At 61.9% G+C, this 16,332-nt stretch carries 14 protein-coding genes and 1 pseudogene; 6 read left to right on the forward strand and 9 right to left on the reverse strand.

The genetic code is table 11. The features are described from left to right. Positions 1-265: 265 nt before the first annotated feature. The 7 genes from C2I19_RS09570 to C2I19_RS09600 form a co-directional block, all read right to left on the reverse strand. On the reverse strand, positions 266-1,486 hold the full coding sequence (locus C2I19_RS09570) for a GumC family protein (RefSeq protein WP_103902480.1): 1,221 nt from the start codon (positions 1,484-1,486) through the stop codon (positions 266-268). Further along, positions 1,483-3,321: an SLBB domain-containing protein gene (locus C2I19_RS09575; protein WP_103902481.1), complete on the reverse strand. Its 1,839-nt coding sequence runs from the start codon at positions 3,319-3,321 to the stop codon at positions 1,483-1,485. The genes C2I19_RS09570 and C2I19_RS09575 overlap by 4 nt, the downstream gene beginning before the upstream one ends. Before the next feature lie 8 nt (positions 3,322-3,329). Then, positions 3,330-6,182: a YjbH domain-containing protein gene (locus C2I19_RS09580; protein ID WP_103902482.1), complete on the reverse strand. Its 2,853-nt coding sequence runs from the start codon at positions 6,180-6,182 to the stop codon at positions 3,330-3,332. 298 nt (positions 6,183-6,480) lie between these two features. Further along, positions 6,481-6,756, reverse strand: a complete 276-nt coding sequence (locus C2I19_RS09585) for a hypothetical protein (protein ID WP_103902483.1) — start codon at positions 6,754-6,756, stop codon at positions 6,481-6,483. Between the two features lie 146 nt (positions 6,757-6,902). Next, positions 6,903-7,844, reverse strand: a complete 942-nt coding sequence (gene thrB / locus C2I19_RS09590; RefSeq protein ID WP_103902484.1) for a homoserine kinase — start codon at positions 7,842-7,844, stop codon at positions 6,903-6,905. A 10-nt stretch (positions 7,845-7,854) separates the two neighbouring features. Further along, positions 7,855-8,187 carry a DUF2782 domain-containing protein gene (locus tag C2I19_RS09595; protein ID WP_103902485.1) on the reverse strand — a complete coding sequence of 111 codons (333 nt, stop codon included), beginning with the start codon at positions 8,185-8,187 and terminating at the stop codon, positions 7,855-7,857. Between the two features lie 29 nt (positions 8,188-8,216). Then, positions 8,217-8,945, reverse strand: coding sequence for an LOG family protein (locus C2I19_RS09600; RefSeq protein WP_103902486.1), 729 nt, complete (start codon positions 8,943-8,945; stop codon positions 8,217-8,219). A 14-nt stretch (positions 8,946-8,959) separates the two neighbouring features. Between C2I19_RS09600 and polA the strand changes: the two genes are divergently transcribed. From polA to C2I19_RS09625, 6 genes are all read left to right on the forward strand, one after another. Further along, a complete protein-coding gene (gene polA, locus C2I19_RS09605) occupies positions 8,960-11,746 on the forward strand; it encodes a DNA polymerase I (RefSeq protein ID WP_103902487.1) in 2,787 nt (928 codons plus the stop codon). Positions 11,747-11,926: 180 nt separating this feature from the next. Beyond that, a complete protein-coding gene (locus C2I19_RS09610; RefSeq protein WP_158253677.1) occupies positions 11,927-12,469 on the forward strand; it encodes a GspH/FimT family pseudopilin in 543 nt (180 codons plus the stop codon). Next, positions 12,456-12,953 (forward strand): hypothetical protein, encoded by a 498-nt coding sequence (locus C2I19_RS09615; RefSeq protein ID WP_146056768.1) that lies wholly within the window; start codon positions 12,456-12,458, stop codon positions 12,951-12,953. Before C2I19_RS09610 ends, C2I19_RS09615 begins: the two co-directional genes overlap by 14 nt. Further along, the gene (locus C2I19_RS21710) at positions 12,931-13,800 is read left to right on the forward strand and encodes a hypothetical protein (RefSeq protein WP_146056769.1); all 870 of its coding nucleotides are present in this window, start codon (positions 12,931-12,933) and stop codon (positions 13,798-13,800) included. The genes C2I19_RS09615 and C2I19_RS21710 overlap by 23 nt, the downstream gene beginning before the upstream one ends. Further along, complete coding sequence (locus C2I19_RS09620) at positions 13,797-14,441, forward strand: pilus assembly protein (protein WP_158253678.1); 645 nt, start codon at positions 13,797-13,799, stop codon at positions 14,439-14,441. Before C2I19_RS21710 ends, C2I19_RS09620 begins: the two co-directional genes overlap by 4 nt. Beyond that, complete coding sequence (locus C2I19_RS09625; RefSeq protein WP_103902492.1) at positions 14,438-14,857, forward strand: type IV pilin protein; 420 nt, start codon at positions 14,438-14,440, stop codon at positions 14,855-14,857. The genes C2I19_RS09620 and C2I19_RS09625 overlap by 4 nt, the downstream gene beginning before the upstream one ends. A 9-nt stretch (positions 14,858-14,866) precedes the next feature. Here the strand turns inward: C2I19_RS09625 and C2I19_RS09630 are convergent, their stop codons facing one another. Continuing rightward, complete coding sequence (locus C2I19_RS09630; RefSeq protein ID WP_103902490.1) at positions 14,867-16,144, reverse strand: AmpG family muropeptide MFS transporter; 1,278 nt, start codon at positions 16,142-16,144, stop codon at positions 14,867-14,869. A gap of 81 nt (positions 16,145-16,225) precedes the next feature. Continuing rightward, a pseudogene (locus C2I19_RS09635) lies at positions 16,226-16,332 on the reverse strand (YqaE/Pmp3 family membrane protein); the annotation flags it as partial.

Consider the following 16,332-nt stretch of genomic DNA (forward strand, 5'->3'; position numbering starts at 1 on the left):
GCATGCGGATCAAGCGCAAGGCAGCAGCCTGGGATGATGATGTGCGGGCCCAGTTTCTTGGGCTTGCGCCATTATGATGTTCGAGTGCGGAGGCCCCTGGGTGTGAGTTGAAGCCTGCATGCGAAGACGGAGAGCATGCCTGATGCCGGAATGGCAGAGCGGCGCGTGCATAAAAACCACCTGCACGCAAGTGACAGGTGGTTTGATGGGGTTAGTGCGGAGTTCTGGCGTTTCATGGCGGCCTCTGGCGAAGACCGCTTAAGGCTCAGTTGCCGTTCTTCAGCGCCAGCAGCAATTCGTGGCGGCGCTGATGACTGGCTTCATCGGCAGTTGCCAACCTGGCCCGAATTAGGGCAGTCAAAATGCCCAGAAAGACGCCGCCCAGCAAACCTATCAAAGTAATCATGCTTCTCTTGGGTTTACTTTTTTGTGTAGGGGGGACGGCGGGGTCTAGCACCTGGATCAACGAAGAGTCTTTGGCCTCGTCAATTTTGGCAATTTCATACTGCTTGGACAGTAACTCGAATACAGTTTCCTGATATTTGAGTTCCCTAAGCTTGCGCATGTATTCCAGACCGCTCTGGGCGATTTTTCCGGTAGGTATAAACAAACTGCTGTCGCTGCCCTGGCCGCTATCTAGCTTGGTCAGTTGCTCCCGCAGTCCTTGCAGTTCTTGCTGCGTTTTGAGGTAAGCAGGATTCTGTGCGGTAGCGAAGCTCTTCATGGTCTCCAACTGGACTTCCTTCGCAGCTATAGTTGCCCGCAGTTGAGTTATTGTGGACACAATAGCGGGCAGCTGGCCTTCCGGTTGTATCATGCCGGTTCGTTCTTGAGTCTTGCGCAAGTCTGTTTCGGCCGCAGTTAGCTGGGTTTTGGCGTCTTTCAGCTGTTGTTCGAAGAATAAGCGGCGTTTTGAGGCGTCGGTGACGGCTAGCGACCGATTCACTGTTTCTAATTCTTCAACATAGGCGTTGGCCAGCGTAGCCGCGAACTGTGGGTTCTGGTCATCTACGCTGATGGTGATCAAGCCTTCTTTGCCGCTGACAAAGCTGGATGTCGCTTGCAATGACTGGCGTGTCCCATCCATGCTGTCTTGGTGGTAGTGTGCCTGAAGTTTAAAACGAGCGATAAGTCTGTCTGCTACCGTACGGCTGTGCAGCATACCTATATACAGATCGTTGGAGTTTTTCAAGCCGGCAATGCCACTGCCAGCGGTGCTGGTTAAGCCGCCTAGTTGTCCGAGCATGGAGCTGATGCCGCTGCTTTGTTGTTGAGGCGGCATAATGGTAGTGGTGGCGGTGAACACGGGCTTGGTCAGCAAGAAGGCGTAGGCCAGCGCCATGCCGCCAAACAGCGCGGCGCAGCTCGCTATCCAGCGCCGTTGACGGGCCAGTAGGATGAGCAGGTCCATGAGGTCGATGCCTTCGCCTTGATGATCCTGGGCCGTGTAGTGGGTCGGGGCTTCTTTCATTTCACCATGGCTCATTTGAGTACTTTCAGACCCGCGGCACCAAGGCCGAACTGATAGAGAATGCTGGTCCATTCCTTCAGCGATTGCGTCCAGGAGCTGCGCTCGAGTTTCTCCGGCACGACAATGGTGTCGCCCGGATTGATGCGCTTGCCGCCTACGCTGGATAGCCAGGAGCCATTGCCCACTGCCGTTCCATCGGCCCGCAGCAGATACATCGCGGATTCGTCGCCGCTCGGGCTGAGGCCGCCGGCCAGCGTAACGTAGTCGGAAACTGAGCGCTGAGGGCGGAAGATGAAGGTGTTGGCCTGGTAAACGGAGCCGATCACGCTGACCGTGCTAGGACGGCGCGGAATATTGATCATGTCGCCGTCTTGCAATGGAACATCAGGCAGGTCCTTGACTTGAGCATCCATGTCCTTCAGTTCCAGCACGATACGGCCGTCAGCTTTGATGCTGCGTATCCGGGCGGCGAGCTGGTGCTGTTTCTCTGTCTGGTTGTTGACTGCAGCGATGCTGTCTTTGTCTGTCAATTGCGCGATGCGGGTGGAAGCGTTCTGGTCCAGATCCTTTTCGAAGCGGTCGGCGGCTTCATCCAGTTTCTGTTGTTGCGACTGTCTAACGCTACTCCGGGTCAGCATGGTGCCGAAGATATACGCGTCGTCGCTGACGCCGCCTAGCCGCATTACGAACTGGCGCAGCGTTTCGTTCCGGCGGATCGTGTAGGTGCCAGTTTGGTTGGTTTCGCCACTGATCGTGACGAACTCCTGATTCGGTAGTACGTTGATGGCCCGGGCGCCGGGTGCCTGCAGGCGGAGGATGTCGCCGGCGTTCAGCGGTATGTCGCGCAGGGCCTGCAGATCGCCTTTGAGGGTAGCTTGCTGCACAAAGCGGTGATCGACGTTTTTCTCCAGCAGAACCTGCTTGCCTTCCGCCGCGGATTCAAGGCCGCCGGCCCAGTGCATCAGGTCCGCCACGGTCTCGCCGGGCTTGAATTCGTAGATGGCAGGCGTCTTGATATCGCCGATCAGCGCCAGGCGAGGCCCTGCTGCCGGGATCTGGATGGTATCGCCGTCGCGCAGTGTCTGATCCAGCGATTTGTCGCCTTTGACCAAGACGTCGTAGAGATCCAGCGTGGTGACTTGTTTGCCGTCTCGAATCAGGTTGACTTGGCGCACGCTGCCGCTATTGTTCGGTCCACCGGACAGAAGCAAGCCGTTCAGCAGAGTGCTCATCGCGCTCATGGTATAGCTGCCCGGGCTGCGGGCGTGGCCGACGATGTAGACCTGGACCGAGCGACTCTGGAGCAGGCTGACGCTGAGGTCGAAGTTATTGAAGACTCTGCCTATGCTCTTTTTCAGCACGCTTTGCAGGTCTCGATAGCGCACGCCGGCGACGGAAACCGCACCGACTCGCGGCAGATAGATCTCGCCCTTGCGATCCACTGTCAGGTCAAGGTCTATGTCCACCATGCCCCAGCCCTTGATTTGCAACTGGTCGCCCGTGCCTATCACATAATCCGGGTTGACGGCCACGCTGTTGGAGGTCTCAAAGCGGCTGGCCTGACTCTGGAACAAGGCCTGTCCAAACAATTGCAGAGATAGATTGGTGCTGTCGCGAATGAAGTCGGCGAACGGCAGTGGCGGCAGCGGGGGCAGCGGCGTGAGAGTCAGCTGGCGCGGCGCCTGCTGCGAGGCGGTCGGAGTATTGCCGCCAGAAATGATCGGCAGGCCACTCGACGAGCTCTGGGCGTCGTCTGGCATGGCGTTGGAGGGCGCCGCCTGCGCCAGCATCGCGCTAGCAAGCAGGACGCCTATCAATAAAGGTTTGAATCTTACGGTTTTGTTCTTCATATTTGCATTCATGGCGTGTTGATCTTCCATTGCAGGCCAACTTGTTGAGGGCCAAGGTCTAGCGCCAAACGATAACGATTATTACTTCTTTGAGACTGCCACAACCACCTGCCGGCGGCATAGCCTAGCACGCCGCCCGCAGCGACGTCCGATAGCCAATGGTCCCGGCTAGCGAGGCGTCCCGCGGCACCGATCGCGGCTACGCCGTATAGCCAGGGCTGGTCGTATTCCTCGGCGAATGGTGTGAGGGTGGCAAACAACACCGCCGAGTGGTTGGAGGTGAAGCTGCTTTGCCAGCGCGAGGAATCGGACGATTGACTACGCCAAGCGTCGTTATCGCTATTCGGACGGCTGCGATTGACGACGAATTTTAGCGCTTCGCTGCCGGCGACGGCAACGGCTGCGGACTCCAGAGCGATCAAACCGGTATTGCTGAGCCTGTCATCACCCAGTGCGAAGGCTATGCTGGACAGCACCGTGGTGGAGATGGGCAGGCTCTTGCCAAGCTTGCCCCATGTCTTGACCACGGAATTGTCTTGATGATTCTGGAACAGCTTGTTTACTGGTTTGTCCAGGGCGGCGGCGGTGGCCACGCCCAAGGCACCCAAGGCGAATCCACTTGCTTTGCCATCCATGTCCAGCCAACGGTTGCCGGAGTCTTCCAGGCGCATGTGGATCATCGGCCAGGGCGTGTAGCTTGGCAGCGGCGGCGTGACCTGTGGCAGATTCCGCTCGTCGGGTCGCTCGGCGAAGTTGCCAAGTCCGTCGTACGCGTTGATGTCGCGCTTCGGGTTGCTGAGGATGTCGTACAAGTCGCCCGGTGTCATCACCATCTGACCGACGTCACGCGTCCACGGAGACAAGGCGTAACCGCCTGCCGTGCGGCTGTCGGAAGTCAACAGGGCACTGAGCGGAATGGAGAAGAACAGGCCTTTGTCGTTGTACGGTTTGTTCGGCGTGCCGGGCGAAGTGATGTCGTTGCCGTTGGTCTTGGTATACCAGAAGCCTGCCTCTATGCCGGAGCGAAAACGCCGCGCCAGTTCGAGGCGGACGCCGTTGTCCTTGGCCAGGAAGCGGCCGGCGCGGACCGTGGCGGTGACGCCCATGGGCAACTGGTAGTGCAAGGAGGCGATAGAGGTGACGACCTGGTAGTCGCGCTTGCCGAACCAGCCGTTAACATCGCGTTGTTGCAGCGCGTCAACCGAGAGGTCTGCCGCCCAGTCCTTGTTGAAGCCCGGGTAGTACAGGATCTGCCCGCCCGCGCCTCGAAACATTTCCTCGTAAAGACCCGCCGAGGCGCGCGCGTAGACATTTGGCGCCAAGGTCATGTACTGGTTTAGCAGCAGACGGTTTAGCTTTGGCGATTTGACGCGCTTGTAATCGGCAATGTCGGAGCGTACGTGCGGTAGCTCGCTATTGGACGGCTGCTTGACTTGTGTGATGGTGTTGTACAGATCGGCGGTGAGCGCGCTGTCCAGATACAAGCCTTGTCCCAGGCGGCGCTTGTAGTTTGCCTCGGCCATTATGTCGTAATGGAAGGCGCCGCTGGGGTCGTTGAAGTAGAAGCCCAGCTTGGGTGATAGATGGAAACGGTTGTCTTCCGGGTCTTCGCTGGTGATCTGAACAAGATCGCCCTCCCGATTGTCCATCACATTGACATTGATCCCTTCGCGCAAGCTCTGAGCCAGCGTATGGCTATCAAGCGGCTGGAGTTCTTCGTCTCGTCCCGATTTGACGCTGACCGTCTGTAGGAAGCGCTCTCGATTCACTTTTCCCAACAGGTAATCGTTGAGCATGGACAGATCGTAAAAACTGTATGTGGCGACCGGCTGCTCCAGTTGGGTGTACACCACCTTGATTTCGCGCGTTTCCAGCGGCGCGAAGTACAGAGAGGTGCGCACGGCTCGGCCTACGGCGCGCCCTACATTGGATATGCGGCTATTGCTCAGCTCCATGACCAGTGTATCGCCCTGCATGGCGATGCGGATGTTCTTGAAATCCTGCTTGCCTAGCGTCGTGGCCAATTGACGAGCGCGATCTGGATCATTTTTCCATTGTTCCAGAGTCGGGCGCGGCGGCAAATCCGGTCCGCCGCTGAAATAGGCCGGCTCAGTCACTTTGGGGACGAACTCGGTGACATTCAGCGGAATGTCGATATGGGCATTGAAACTGGCATGCTCCCGCTGACGGGCGACTTGCAAGCCAAGCCAGCCCCATTGATATTCCACGCCTACTGCCGGACCCTTCTTGCGCTGGTTGGCGTAGGTCACTTCGGAGAAGGGGTCTTTGCTGTAATTATTGGCGTCGTATTCGGCGACCAGGGACCAACCAGGCAGGATGTTTGGTGAATAGCGCATGCCGCCGAACATGCCTTGTATGCGGCCGCTGCCATAGCCCAACGTGGTCTCCAGTCCCGGCAGCACCTGCTTGGTCGCCATCAGGTTGGTGCCTTTCCACAGGCGATTTCCCTGAATATCGGTGAAGCTCAGAGAAATTTCGGGCAGCCAACGCGACTCTTCTCTCAAGCGGATTTTGGTATCTATGGCTTTGTCTTTGTAACGACCATAGCCCCCGCCGTATTGCTGGTCTTGAAAGCCTGGTATGTCTGCAATAGCGGTGTAGCGCCCAGACACCTCCAACCATGGTAGGACGGTCGTGGAGGTCCACAGGGTGTCATATGGCTTGTCGTAATTGAAGCCGAAGCTGAACGTGCCATCTTCGCCGGTGCGAGCGGATGGCATGTTGATGTAGCCGATTTGTCCATTGAGCGACGGTTGCGCGAATGCGCCGCAGACAAATATCAGCGGGACCCCTTTTTGCAATGCGCCGGCCACCAGATGAATCCTGGACTTTTTATGCATTAAAACTACCTGGATGTTATTTTAAATACAATTTATGGCTTAACGTGCTCTGCTCAAACGGCAATGTGCGGGTGGTTATACGTTTCACTTCCCTGTGATGGCAGGGGCAGAGCCGTTTGGTCGTAATTTCTGCGCAGGTCTTGGCGTGGAGGCTTGCGCATAAGCGACAAATAATGTTTTTAACTGAGATGTGAATGCCGGAAAGCGGCCGGCATGATAAAACTAAAGCCAAACAAGCGGTGTAGCCCGTTTGTTTGGCTCGGGCGCGCTACCACTAAAGATGTGATGCGCGTTATTGTTAGTGGTGAGTGGTAGACGAGTGGCTCGAGGAGGAGTTGCTGTTGCTGGACACGGCCACCGCAGCGGCAACGGCGGCGCCGATGGCGGCGATGGTGCCGACGCTCAGGCCGGCGATGCCAGCGGTGGTGCCGGCGATGCCGGCTGTGCCAGCGGTAGCAGCGCCAGCGGTACCGGCGGTACCGGCGGTACCGCTGGCACCAACTTCTTCACCAGCGGCGAAGGCCGGGGAAGCGAGGGCGGCGGCGAGGGCAATGGCAACGATCTGTTTCAGCATGTTCTTTTCCTTCCAGAAATATTTAGGACGTCAAAAATGGCATACAGCTTGCACTTCTCTCGTATGATAAGCCAGTTTGCAATATATTCAAGCATCGGCTGATGACGAAGGCGTGAAAATTTTGTAAGCGGCTAGTGCGCTGCGGCTCAGGCTAGCCAGAATTCGGTTCTATGCCGATGCGTTGCCAGCAAATGTCGGAATGCCTCTGGATCCTTGGTGTAGGTTAGCTCGCCGCAGACCGGTTGGTAAAGGTCTTGCAGGCGGGAAACCCAGAAGCGCAAGGCGGCGGCTCGCAGCATGACGGGCCAGCAGGCCTTTTCCTCTTGCGTGAGCGTCCGTTCTGACTGATAACCGTCCAGAAAGGCGCGCGCCAGTTCGTTGTCCATCTCGCCGTCATCGCGCCTGGCCCAATCATTGACCGCTATGGCCACGTCGTACAGCAGGATATCGTTGCAGGCGTAATAAAAATCGATGAAGCCGCTGATGTTGTCCCCATCCAACAGAACGTTGTCGCGGAACAGGTCGGCATGGATGACGCCGCTGGGCAGATGGTCGAAGCGATGGCTGTCCTGGAACTGGATTTCCTCGCGCAGCGATTCGGCCACATCCGCCGGCAATTGCGGATACAGTTGCTGCGCGGTGCGGCTCCACCAGCGCGGACCGCGCGGATTGCGCATTTTCTGCGGGAAGGTGGCCCCGGCCTTGTGCATCTGCGCCAGCATTTCTCCCACCGCGCGGCACTGCGCGGGGCTGGGCTGGCTGACATCGCCGCCGGACAGGCAACTGACCAGGCAAGCCGGCTTGCCTGCCAAGATGGAGGCGAAACGGTCTGAATGGTCGGCGATGGGCGCCGGGCAGGCCACGCCGTGCTTGGCCAGGTGGCTCATCAGCGACAGATAGTAGGGCAATTCGTCCAGGTGCAGCGTTTCGAACAGCGTCAGCACATAGCGTCCGTGCGTGGTGGTGACGAAGTAATTGGTATTGGTGATTCCGGCGGCGATGCCCTGGAAATCGACCAGTTGCCCCAGCGCGTAGCCTTGCAGCCAGTGTTGCAAGCTGTCGTGGCTGACTGTTGTGTAAACCGACATGCTGCCTCCGTTAGAACCGCACCAGCACCCAGCGCGGAATCACGATGCGGTTGGACGGGTCCACTTGCCGCATCGTGCCGGAGCCGTTGTCGTCCATCAGGTAATACGGCACGCCGTGGGACGGTGTGACCTTGACCATGTACAGATGGCCGTTCAGGCGGTATTCCTCGATTTTCTCATCGCCTTTCTGGATCAGCCTCACCTCCGGTTCCGGCTCCGCGGCGTTGGCCGGGCTGATCACCGGCGGCGGCGGCACCACCGCCTTGGCCGGCGCGGAGGCGTCGGCGGAGGCGAAGGCCTGGGTGAGCGGTAGGAGCGATAACAGGGCGATGAGGCGACGCATGGAGAGTCCTTGTGTTTGTAATGGGGCGATTATAGATTGAGCAGCTGTTCGCGCTCTTCCGGCAGCGCGTCGAAGCCGCGCGTCTCGTAGTGCTTGAAAATGGTGTCGACGATTTGCTGAGGATCGTCTATCAACTGGATCAGGTTCAGGTCGTCCGGATTGATCATGCCTTCGCTGACCAGCCTTTCCTTGACCCAGTCCAGGAGGCCAGCCCAGAATTCCTTGCAGCACAGAATGATGGGTATCTTGCGGCTTTTTCCGGTCTGGATCAGCGTCAGCGCCTCGAACATCTCGTCCAGCGTGCCGAAGCCGCCGGGCATCACCACGTAGGCGATGGCGTGTTTGACGAACATGACCTTGCGGCTGAAGAAGTGGTTGAACTTGACCGACAGGTCTTGGTATTCATTGGGTTTCTGTTCGTGGGGCAGCACGATGTTGAGCGCCACGGACGGACTTCTGCCGTAAAATGCCCCTTTGTTGGCGGCCTCCATGATGCCGGGGCCGCCGCCGGATATCACCGAGAAGCCGGAGTCGGACAAGCGACGCGCCACCTCCTCGGTCAATTTGTAGTACTTGTGGTCGCGCGGCGTGCGCGCGCTGCCGAATATGCTCACCGCCGGGGTAATGCCTTGCAGTTCCTCGGCCGACTCGACAAACTCCGACAATATCTTCATCACGTGCCAGGCCTCGCGGGAACGGAAGCGCTGCATCATGGCGTGACGGTCACTGGTCTGCGGCAACTTATCGGACAAGCTCATACTTCTGCCTCTTTATGAAAACATTGTTATTGATCGACGGCTCTTCTTATTTGTACCGCGCCTTCCACGCGATGCCCGATTTGCGTTCCCCGGATGGCCGCCCGGTGGGGGCTGTCTATGGCATGGTCAACATGCTCAGGCGGCTGGAGAAAGAGGTTGAATTCGATTATAGCGCCTGCGTCTTCGACGCGAAGGGCAAGACCTTCCGCGACGACCTGTACCCCGAATACAAGGCCAATCGCCCGTCGATGCCCGAGGAGCTCGCTTCCCAGATTACGGCGGTCCACGACGTGGTGCAAGCCTCCGGCTGGCCGATGCTGGTGGTGCCGGGAGTGGAGGCCGACGACGTGATCGGCACGCTGGCGCGCCTGGGGGCGGCGGCCGGCATGAAGGTGGTCGTCTCCACTGGCGACAAGGACATGGCGCAGCTGGTGACGCCGGACGTCACCCTGGTCAACACCATGACCAACGAGCTGCTGGACGAGGCCGGGGTGAAGGAGAAGTTCGGCGTGCCGCCGAACCGGATCATCGACTACCTGACCCTGATCGGCGACAAGGTCGACAACGTGCCTGGCGTCGACAAATGCGGGCCGAAGACCGCGGTCAAGTGGCTGGAGGAGTATGGCAGCCTGGACGCCATCGTCGCCCAGGCCGATAGCGTCGGCGGCAAGGTGGGCGAGAACCTGCGCGCCGCGCTGGACTGGCTGCCGATGGGCAAGCGGCTGATCACCATCGATTGCGAGGTGAACCTGACGACGGATCTGCCGCACGGCCTACCGGGTCTGCAGCATGGCCAGAGGGACAAGCCGCGGCTGGCCGAGCTGTTCCAGGATCTGGGTTTCCGCACCTTCTACCGCGAGGTGGCCGAGGGGGCGGAGATGCCGGCTGCCGCCCAGCGCGGAGAGGACGCGCCTGCCGCGCCGCGAGGCGATCAGGCTCAGAGCGATATGTTCGCCGAGCCGGCCGCAGCCGCCCCTGTCGCCACGGCGAATGTCGAGCGCCATTACGAAACCATCCTGACCGATGCTCAGCTGGACGCCTGGCTGGGCAAGCTGGCTGCGGCCAAGGTGGTGTCGTTCGACACAGAAACCACCAGCCTCGATCCGATGCAGGCGCGCATCGTCGGCGTCAGCTTCTCGGTGGAGGCCGGCCAGGCCGCCTACCTGCCTCTGGGACATCATTATGCCGGCGCGCCGGAGCAGCTGCCGCTGGACGCTACTCTGGCCAAGCTCAAGCCGTGGCTGGAAGACGCCAGCCAGAAGAAGTGCGGCCAGAACCTGAAATACGACTGCCATGTGTTGGCGAATCACGGCATCGCCCTCGCCGGCATCGTCGATGATTCGATGCTGGCTTCCTATGTGTTGGAGAGCCATCAGCGCCACAATATGGACGACCTGGCGCGCCGGCACCTGGGCGAGAATACCGTCAGCTACGAGGACATCTGCGGCAAGGGCGCCAAGCAGATCGGCTTTGGCGAGGTGGACGTCGACATCGCCGGCAACTACGCGGCTGAGGACGCGGACATCACGCTGCGCCTGAACCAGCATTTCGCCGGCGAGCTGTCCGGCGATCTGGAAAAGGTCTACCGCGACATCGAGCTGCCGGTGGCCGAGGTGCTGTTCAAGATGGAGCGTCATGGCGTGCTGATCGACCGCGACAAGCTGGCGGCGCAAAGCCATCAGTTGGGCAGCCAGATGCTGGAGTTGGAGCAGCAGGCCTACGAGCTGGCCGGCCAGCCGTTCAATCTGAATTCGCCTAAGCAATTGCAGGAAATCCTGTTCGGCAAGCTGGCCATCCCGACCAAGGGCGTCAAGAAAACGCCGAGCGGCGGCTATTCCACCGACGAGTCGGTATTGGAGCAATTGGCGCTGGACCACCCCTTGCCCAAGCGCATCCTGGAGTACCGCGGGCTGGCCAAGCTGAAGTCCACTTATACCGATAAACTGCCCGCGCTGATTTATCCACAGACCGGCCGCGTGCATACAACTTATGCACAGGCGGTGGCGATTACCGGCCGTTTGTCCAGCAACGATCCCAATCTGCAGAACATCCCGGTGCGCACCGCCGAGGGCCGCCGCGTGCGCGAAGCCTTCATCGCGCCGGCCGGCTGGCAGATCGTGTCAGCCGACTATTCGCAGATCGAGCTGCGCATCATGGCCCACCTGTCCGACGACGAGGGCATGCTGAAGGCCTTCGCCAGCGGCGAGGACATTCACCGCGCGACTGCGGCCGAGGTGTTCGGCGTGGATTTCGGCGCGGTGACGTCCGACCAGCGCCGCGCCGCCAAGGCGATCAACTTCGGCTTGATCTACGGCATGAGCGCGTTTGGTTTGGCGGCTCAGCTGGACATCGAGCGCAGCGCCGCCCAGCAGTACATCGACCGCTACTTCATGCGCTACCCAGGCGTGGCCGAGTACATGCAGACCACGCGCGAGAAGGCGCGCGAGCAGGGCTATGTGGAAACCGTGTTCGGCCGCCGCCTGTATTTGCCGGATATCAAGCTCAGCAACCCGGGCCGGCGCGCAGGCGCCGAGCGCGCGGCGATCAACGCGCCGATGCAGGGCACCGCCGCGGACCTGATCAAGCTGGCGATGATCGCGGTGCAGGATTGGCTGGAGCGCGATGGTTTGCAAAGCAAGCTGATCATGCAGGTGCACGACGAACTGGTGCTGGAAGTGCCGCAGGCCGAGCTGGAGCGGGTCAAGCGCCGGCTGCCGGAAATCATGGCCGGCGCGGCTGAGCTGAAGGTGCCGCTGCTGGCCGAGGTAGGGGCCGGCGACAGCTGGGAAGCGGCTCACTGAATCCGCAGGATTGCAAGATACAACGGCGCCGCAAGGCGCCGTTTTCACGCCACTTGTCAGGTTGACCTGCACTTAGGTCTGGACGGCGCGGCGCATGCTCCGGCTTTTGGACAGGACGAGGTTTGCAGGCGGGGCTGATGTTCCCAGACTGATAACTCGTCCATGCGCTACGGGGGGCATATGCGGGTGAACAGTCAGCAGGGGATGACGCTGGCGGAGCTGATGGCGGCGATGAGCGTCGCCGCCATCCTCTGCGCGCTGGCGGTGCCGACATTGGGAGGGGCGATGGAGCGGCAGCGCTTGCGCAGCCATGGCCTGCTGTTGCTCGGCAGCGCCAACCATGCCCGGTCAGAAGCGTTGCGGCGCAACCAGCCAGTCTATTTGTGCGCCGCCAATCTGAAGAAAAACCTGGAGCTTCAAGGCTGCCAGGCGCCACAGGCGGGGGCGAGCCAGCAGTGGCGCGAAGGGGGGCTAAGCTATGCCGACCTCGGCGCGGACAATGCCGCCTACGATGGCGGCGAGCGGCTGCGCCTGGTCATGTTCGACCGGGAGCGAGTCAGCGTCGCGGCGCCGGCCGGGCAACTGGCCTGGCTGCCGGATGGGCAGATGCGGCCGGATGGCGGATTGGTTTTCAGATTGCGTTCCGGCCATCTATGCCTGGATGTGACCATCGCGGCGGATGGCCGCGCCAGCCTGGGGAGCGTGGGCGATGCTTGCGCCTGAGCGGGGGGTCAGCCTGTTGGAAACCATGGTGGCGCTGGCTGTCTGGCTGACGGCCTTGCTCGCGCTGGCCGGCGCGCAAGGCCGTTCGCTGCAGCACGCGCGGGAAGCGGAGCTGCGCGGCCGCATCGACGCCGCGGTGGAGAATCTGGCCAGCGCCATCCAGGCGCGGCCGGACAGCCACTGGGTCCATTATGTGGAGGCAGGCTACGCCGATCATGCGTCGCCGCAGGACTGCCCGGCGCAATGCGATCCCGCGCAGCGGGCCGCGGCCGACCTGTCCCGCTTCAAGCAAAGCCTGCGCCGCAGCGGGGGCATGGCGGAGCGGATCAGCGGCGCGGTATGCCGCGGCGATGTCAAGAAGCTGCCAACAGCGGCTTCTCCGGGCTGCGGCGGCTCGGGCCCTTTGGCGATACGGGTGGCCTGGCGCAGCCGCCAGGGCCGGGGCTGGCAGGAGCATGCCGATGTTTGGCCCCTGCTTCCTTAGCCGGCAGCGCGGCTCGATGCTGCTGGGCATGCTGGCGGCGGCCGCGCTGGGCGCGCTGGTGACGGCGTGGGCCTTGTCCGCGCTGGGCGCGGTCGATCAATCGGCGCGAGGCGCCGCCAAACGGCTGGAGCGCCGTCAGCAGGCAGGCTGGGTCTTGCGCCTCATGGCAAAGGACCTGGCCAGGCATCGCCGCTTCGGCTGCGGCGCTCAGCCTTGGCTGGCGCAGGACTTCGCCGTGGGCCACTGGACGCTGAGTCTGCCGGGCCGCCGTGTGCCGCATCGCAAGCTGAAGCAGGACACGCAACAACAGTTGAGCGAAATCGAGCTGGAGCCGCAAACGCCCGCCGGTTGGCAGGCCTGGCCGCAGAGCCTGTTGAGCAGTTGCGCGGCGACGGTGCCGTTGGCGGGCGGCGCGGCGCAATGGCTGGGCAACGGCGACGCGCCCGGCTTGCGGCTGACGCCGGCCCTGCCGCTGCAGGAGGCGGCGCCAAGCGGCGGCTTGCATCTGCCGTCGCTGCAGCTATGGCTGCCCTTGGAGCGACATTATCAGGTCCGGAGCGGTCGCTTGTTGGCATGGGATAAATTGGGAGGCGTGGCGGCGGGCGGTGAGCGAGTTTTACTCGATGGCGTGATGGGCGTGAGCCTGACGCTGCAGGCGCGCGCGGGATGCGCTCTAGGGGCCGGCTGGCAAACGCTGGCCGCGCAGGCGCTGAATGGCGCCGCCGCGCAGCTCTTGGCGGCGGCCAGGCTGGAGTTGGCATGGCGGCCGGATCCGAGCAAGGACGAGGTGGAAACCCTGGGCCGGGATGTGGCGCTGACGCCGCTGGCTTGCGGAGGCGGGACATGAGCGGGGGAAAGCAGGGCGGCGCGACGCTGCTGATGGTCATGTCCTTGCTGTCATTATTGGCCATGCTGGTGCTGTCGTCGTCGCAGCTCATTCTCAATGCGCGGCTGCAGATCGCCAACGCGCAGGAGAGGCGGCGAGCCGAAGGGCTGGCGAGGCAGGCGCTGAGCGGCGCGGAGCGCTGGGTTCTGCAATGGGATGGCTTGAACGATATGGAAAGCCTCGCCGCCGAGCCGGCCAAGCTGTATGGCCCCGGCGCGCCGTTTGCGCCGGACTGCCACGGCACGCATGGCAAGGGTTTGTGCGAGCCGACCGCGCCGCCGGAGAAACAAAGCCAGGGCGGGGTGCCGCTGCTGCATCCCTGCGGCAACAGCCGCGAGTACGAACTGGAGCCGGGTCTGCCGCAATGGCATTGTCCGCAGGGCGTGCGTGCGGGACGGCTGACCTGGTCCAATCCGCGTTATGTGGTGGAACTGATCGATCCGCGCTTCGGTGCGGGCAGCGGCGATCCGGCCAGGCTGTATCGGATCACGGTGCGCGCCTGGGGGCATAGCCGCCACAGCGCCGCCACCATGCAAAGCTGGTATCGGGTGGGCGCGGCGGGAGCAGGCCGTAGACTGGGCTGGGAGGAGAAAACGCCATGAACAGGCGCGGATTCACGTTGCTGGAAACGATGATCTGCTTGGCGATTGCCGCACTGCTGGTATCGCTGGCGGTGCCCGGCTATCAGCAATACCTGCAGCGCGCCAGGCTGGAGGAGGCGCGCGCGGCCTTGCTGGAGAACAGCCACTTCATGCAGCGCTGGTATCACGAGAACGGCGTGTATTACCAGGATGGCCCGCTGGCCTGGCCGGAACTGCCGGCCAAAGCCACCCAGGCCTTCATGATCGGTTTCAGCAGCGTGGAACCGTCGGTCGACAATGTCGAGCAAGCCAGCTTCATCATCGAGGCCAGGCCCAAACCGGGTTCAGGCCTCGACGAATGGCTGCTGAAGGTGGACCAGGACGGATCGATCAAATTGTGCCGACAGGACGGTGGCGGCGAGCAGTGCCAGGTATAGGCTGGCCCTTCAAGCTTGCTGCGGCGCCGGGTCATCCCCCCACGGCGCCACCTTGACCAGCAGCATCATGCCGGGAATGGCCAGCGCCGTGCACAGGAAGAAGAACGAAGTCCAGCCTATCGAATCGACAATGTAGCCGGTGGCGGCGTTGGCCAGCGTGCGCGGCACGGCCGCCAGGCTGGTGAACAGCGCAAACTGGGTGGCGGTGTAGGCCGGATGGGTGCTGCGGGCGATGAAGGCGACAAAGGCCGCGGTGCCAAGGCCGACGCCCAGCGCTTCGAAGCTGATCACCACCGCCAGCATGGACAGCTGCTCTGCGCCGACGCTGTCGAAACGGCCGTAGCTGGCCAGCCAGGCGAAGCCCAATATCGAGACCACCTGCACCAGGCCGAAGGCCCACAGCGCGCGGTTGATGCCCAGCTTGATCATCCACACGCCGCCCATGAGGCCGCCTATCACCGCCGGCCACAGCCCGGCGTGTTTGGCCACCAGGCCTATCTGCGATTTGGCGTAGCCCATGTCCAGGTAGAACGGCGTCGCCAGCGAGGTGGCCATGCTGTCGCCTAATTTGTACAGGAAGATGAAGCCCAATATCCACAGCGCGCCCTGCCAGCCCTGGCGGGTGACAAACTCATGGAAGGGCTCGATGACAGCCTCGCGCAGCGTCTTCGGGCTGCCGGAGGCGAGCTTGGGCTCCTTCACCAGCAGCGTCATCAGCACGCCGGGCAGCATGAATAACGCGGTGATCACGAACACGCTGCCCCAGGGCATGCGGTCGGCCAGGATCAGCGACAGCGAGCCCGGCACCAGGCCGGCCAGGCGGTAGGCGTTGATGTGCACGGTGTTGCCCAGGCCCAGCTCGGCGTCGTTGAGGATTTCGCGGCGGAAGGCATCCAGCACGATGTCCTGGCTGGCAGAGAAAAAGGCGACGGCCAGCGCCAGCGCGGCGATGCTCCAGATGTCCTGTCTAGGGTCGAACAGGCCGAATAGCGCCAGGCTGGCCAGCAGCGCGAGCTGGCTGGCCAGCATCCAACCGCGGCGGCGGCCCAATAGCGGCAGCGCGTAGCGGTCCATCAGCGGCGACCACAGGAATTTCCAGGTGTAGGGCAGGCCGATCAGCGCGAACAGGCCGATGGACTTCAGGTCCACGCCTTCGCTGCGCAGCCAGGCCGGCAGCAGATTGATCAGCGCGTATAGCGGCAGGCCGGAGGCGAAACCGGTGAATACGCAGACGAGCATGGTGCGCGAGAACACGTCGCGCCGCCAATTGATGGTGGCCAGGGTCATGGGCTTCTTGTCGTCATGGGTGGGCGGGACGTCCGCGCGGAGGCGCGGACGGCGAGGGCAGGCGGAAACCGGGCGCGGCGCTCAGCGTCGCAGCGCGCGTTCGATTTTCTGGTCTGTCTTGTACTGGCTCAGCGCGTACACCGACCACAACGCGGCGGGCAGCCAGCCTATCACGGACAGTTGCAGGA

The sequence above is a fragment of the Chromobacterium alticapitis genome, from assembly GCF_002924365.1.
In the GTDB taxonomy this organism is placed as follows: domain Bacteria; phylum Pseudomonadota; class Gammaproteobacteria; order Burkholderiales; family Chromobacteriaceae; genus Chromobacterium; species Chromobacterium alticapitis.

What these genes read in the sequence shown, in the direction of transcription:
- C2I19_RS09595 (WP_103902485.1), bottom strand. Translation starts at nt 8,187, where the DNA reads ATGCGTCGCCTCATCGCCCTGTTATCGCTCCTACCGCTCACCCAGGCC.
- C2I19_RS09580 (WP_103902482.1), bottom strand. Translation starts at nt 6,182, where the DNA reads ATGCATAAAAAGTCCAGGATTCATCTGGTGGCCGGCGCATTGCAAAAA.
- C2I19_RS09570 (WP_103902480.1), bottom strand. Translation starts at nt 1,486, where the DNA reads ATGAGCCATGGTGAAATGAAAGAAGCCCCGACCCACTACACGGCCCAG.
- C2I19_RS09585 (WP_103902483.1), bottom strand. Translation starts at nt 6,756, where the DNA reads ATGCTGAAACAGATCGTTGCCATTGCCCTCGCCGCCGCCCTCGCTTCC.
- C2I19_RS09575 (WP_103902481.1), bottom strand. Translation starts at nt 3,321, where the DNA reads ATGAAGAACAAAACCGTAAGATTCAAACCTTTATTGATAGGCGTCCTG.
- C2I19_RS09610 (WP_158253677.1), top strand. Translation starts at nt 11,927, where the DNA reads ATGCGGGTGAACAGTCAGCAGGGGATGACGCTGGCGGAGCTGATGGCG.
- C2I19_RS09600 (WP_103902486.1), bottom strand. Translation starts at nt 8,945, where the DNA reads ATGAGCTTGTCCGATAAGTTGCCGCAGACCAGTGACCGTCACGCCATG.
- polA (WP_103902487.1), top strand. Translation starts at nt 8,960, where the DNA reads ATGAAAACATTGTTATTGATCGACGGCTCTTCTTATTTGTACCGCGCC.
- C2I19_RS09615 (WP_146056768.1), top strand. Translation starts at nt 12,456, where the DNA reads ATGCTTGCGCCTGAGCGGGGGGTCAGCCTGTTGGAAACCATGGTGGCG.
- C2I19_RS09620 (WP_158253678.1), top strand. Translation starts at nt 13,797, where the DNA reads ATGAGCGGGGGAAAGCAGGGCGGCGCGACGCTGCTGATGGTCATGTCC.
- C2I19_RS09625 (WP_103902492.1), top strand. Translation starts at nt 14,438, where the DNA reads ATGAACAGGCGCGGATTCACGTTGCTGGAAACGATGATCTGCTTGGCG.
- thrB (WP_103902484.1), bottom strand. Translation starts at nt 7,844, where the DNA reads ATGTCGGTTTACACAACAGTCAGCCACGACAGCTTGCAACACTGGCTG.
- C2I19_RS21710 (WP_146056769.1), top strand. Translation starts at nt 12,931, where the DNA reads ATGTTTGGCCCCTGCTTCCTTAGCCGGCAGCGCGGCTCGATGCTGCTG.
- C2I19_RS09630 (WP_103902490.1), bottom strand. Translation starts at nt 16,144, where the DNA reads ATGACCCTGGCCACCATCAATTGGCGGCGCGACGTGTTCTCGCGCACC.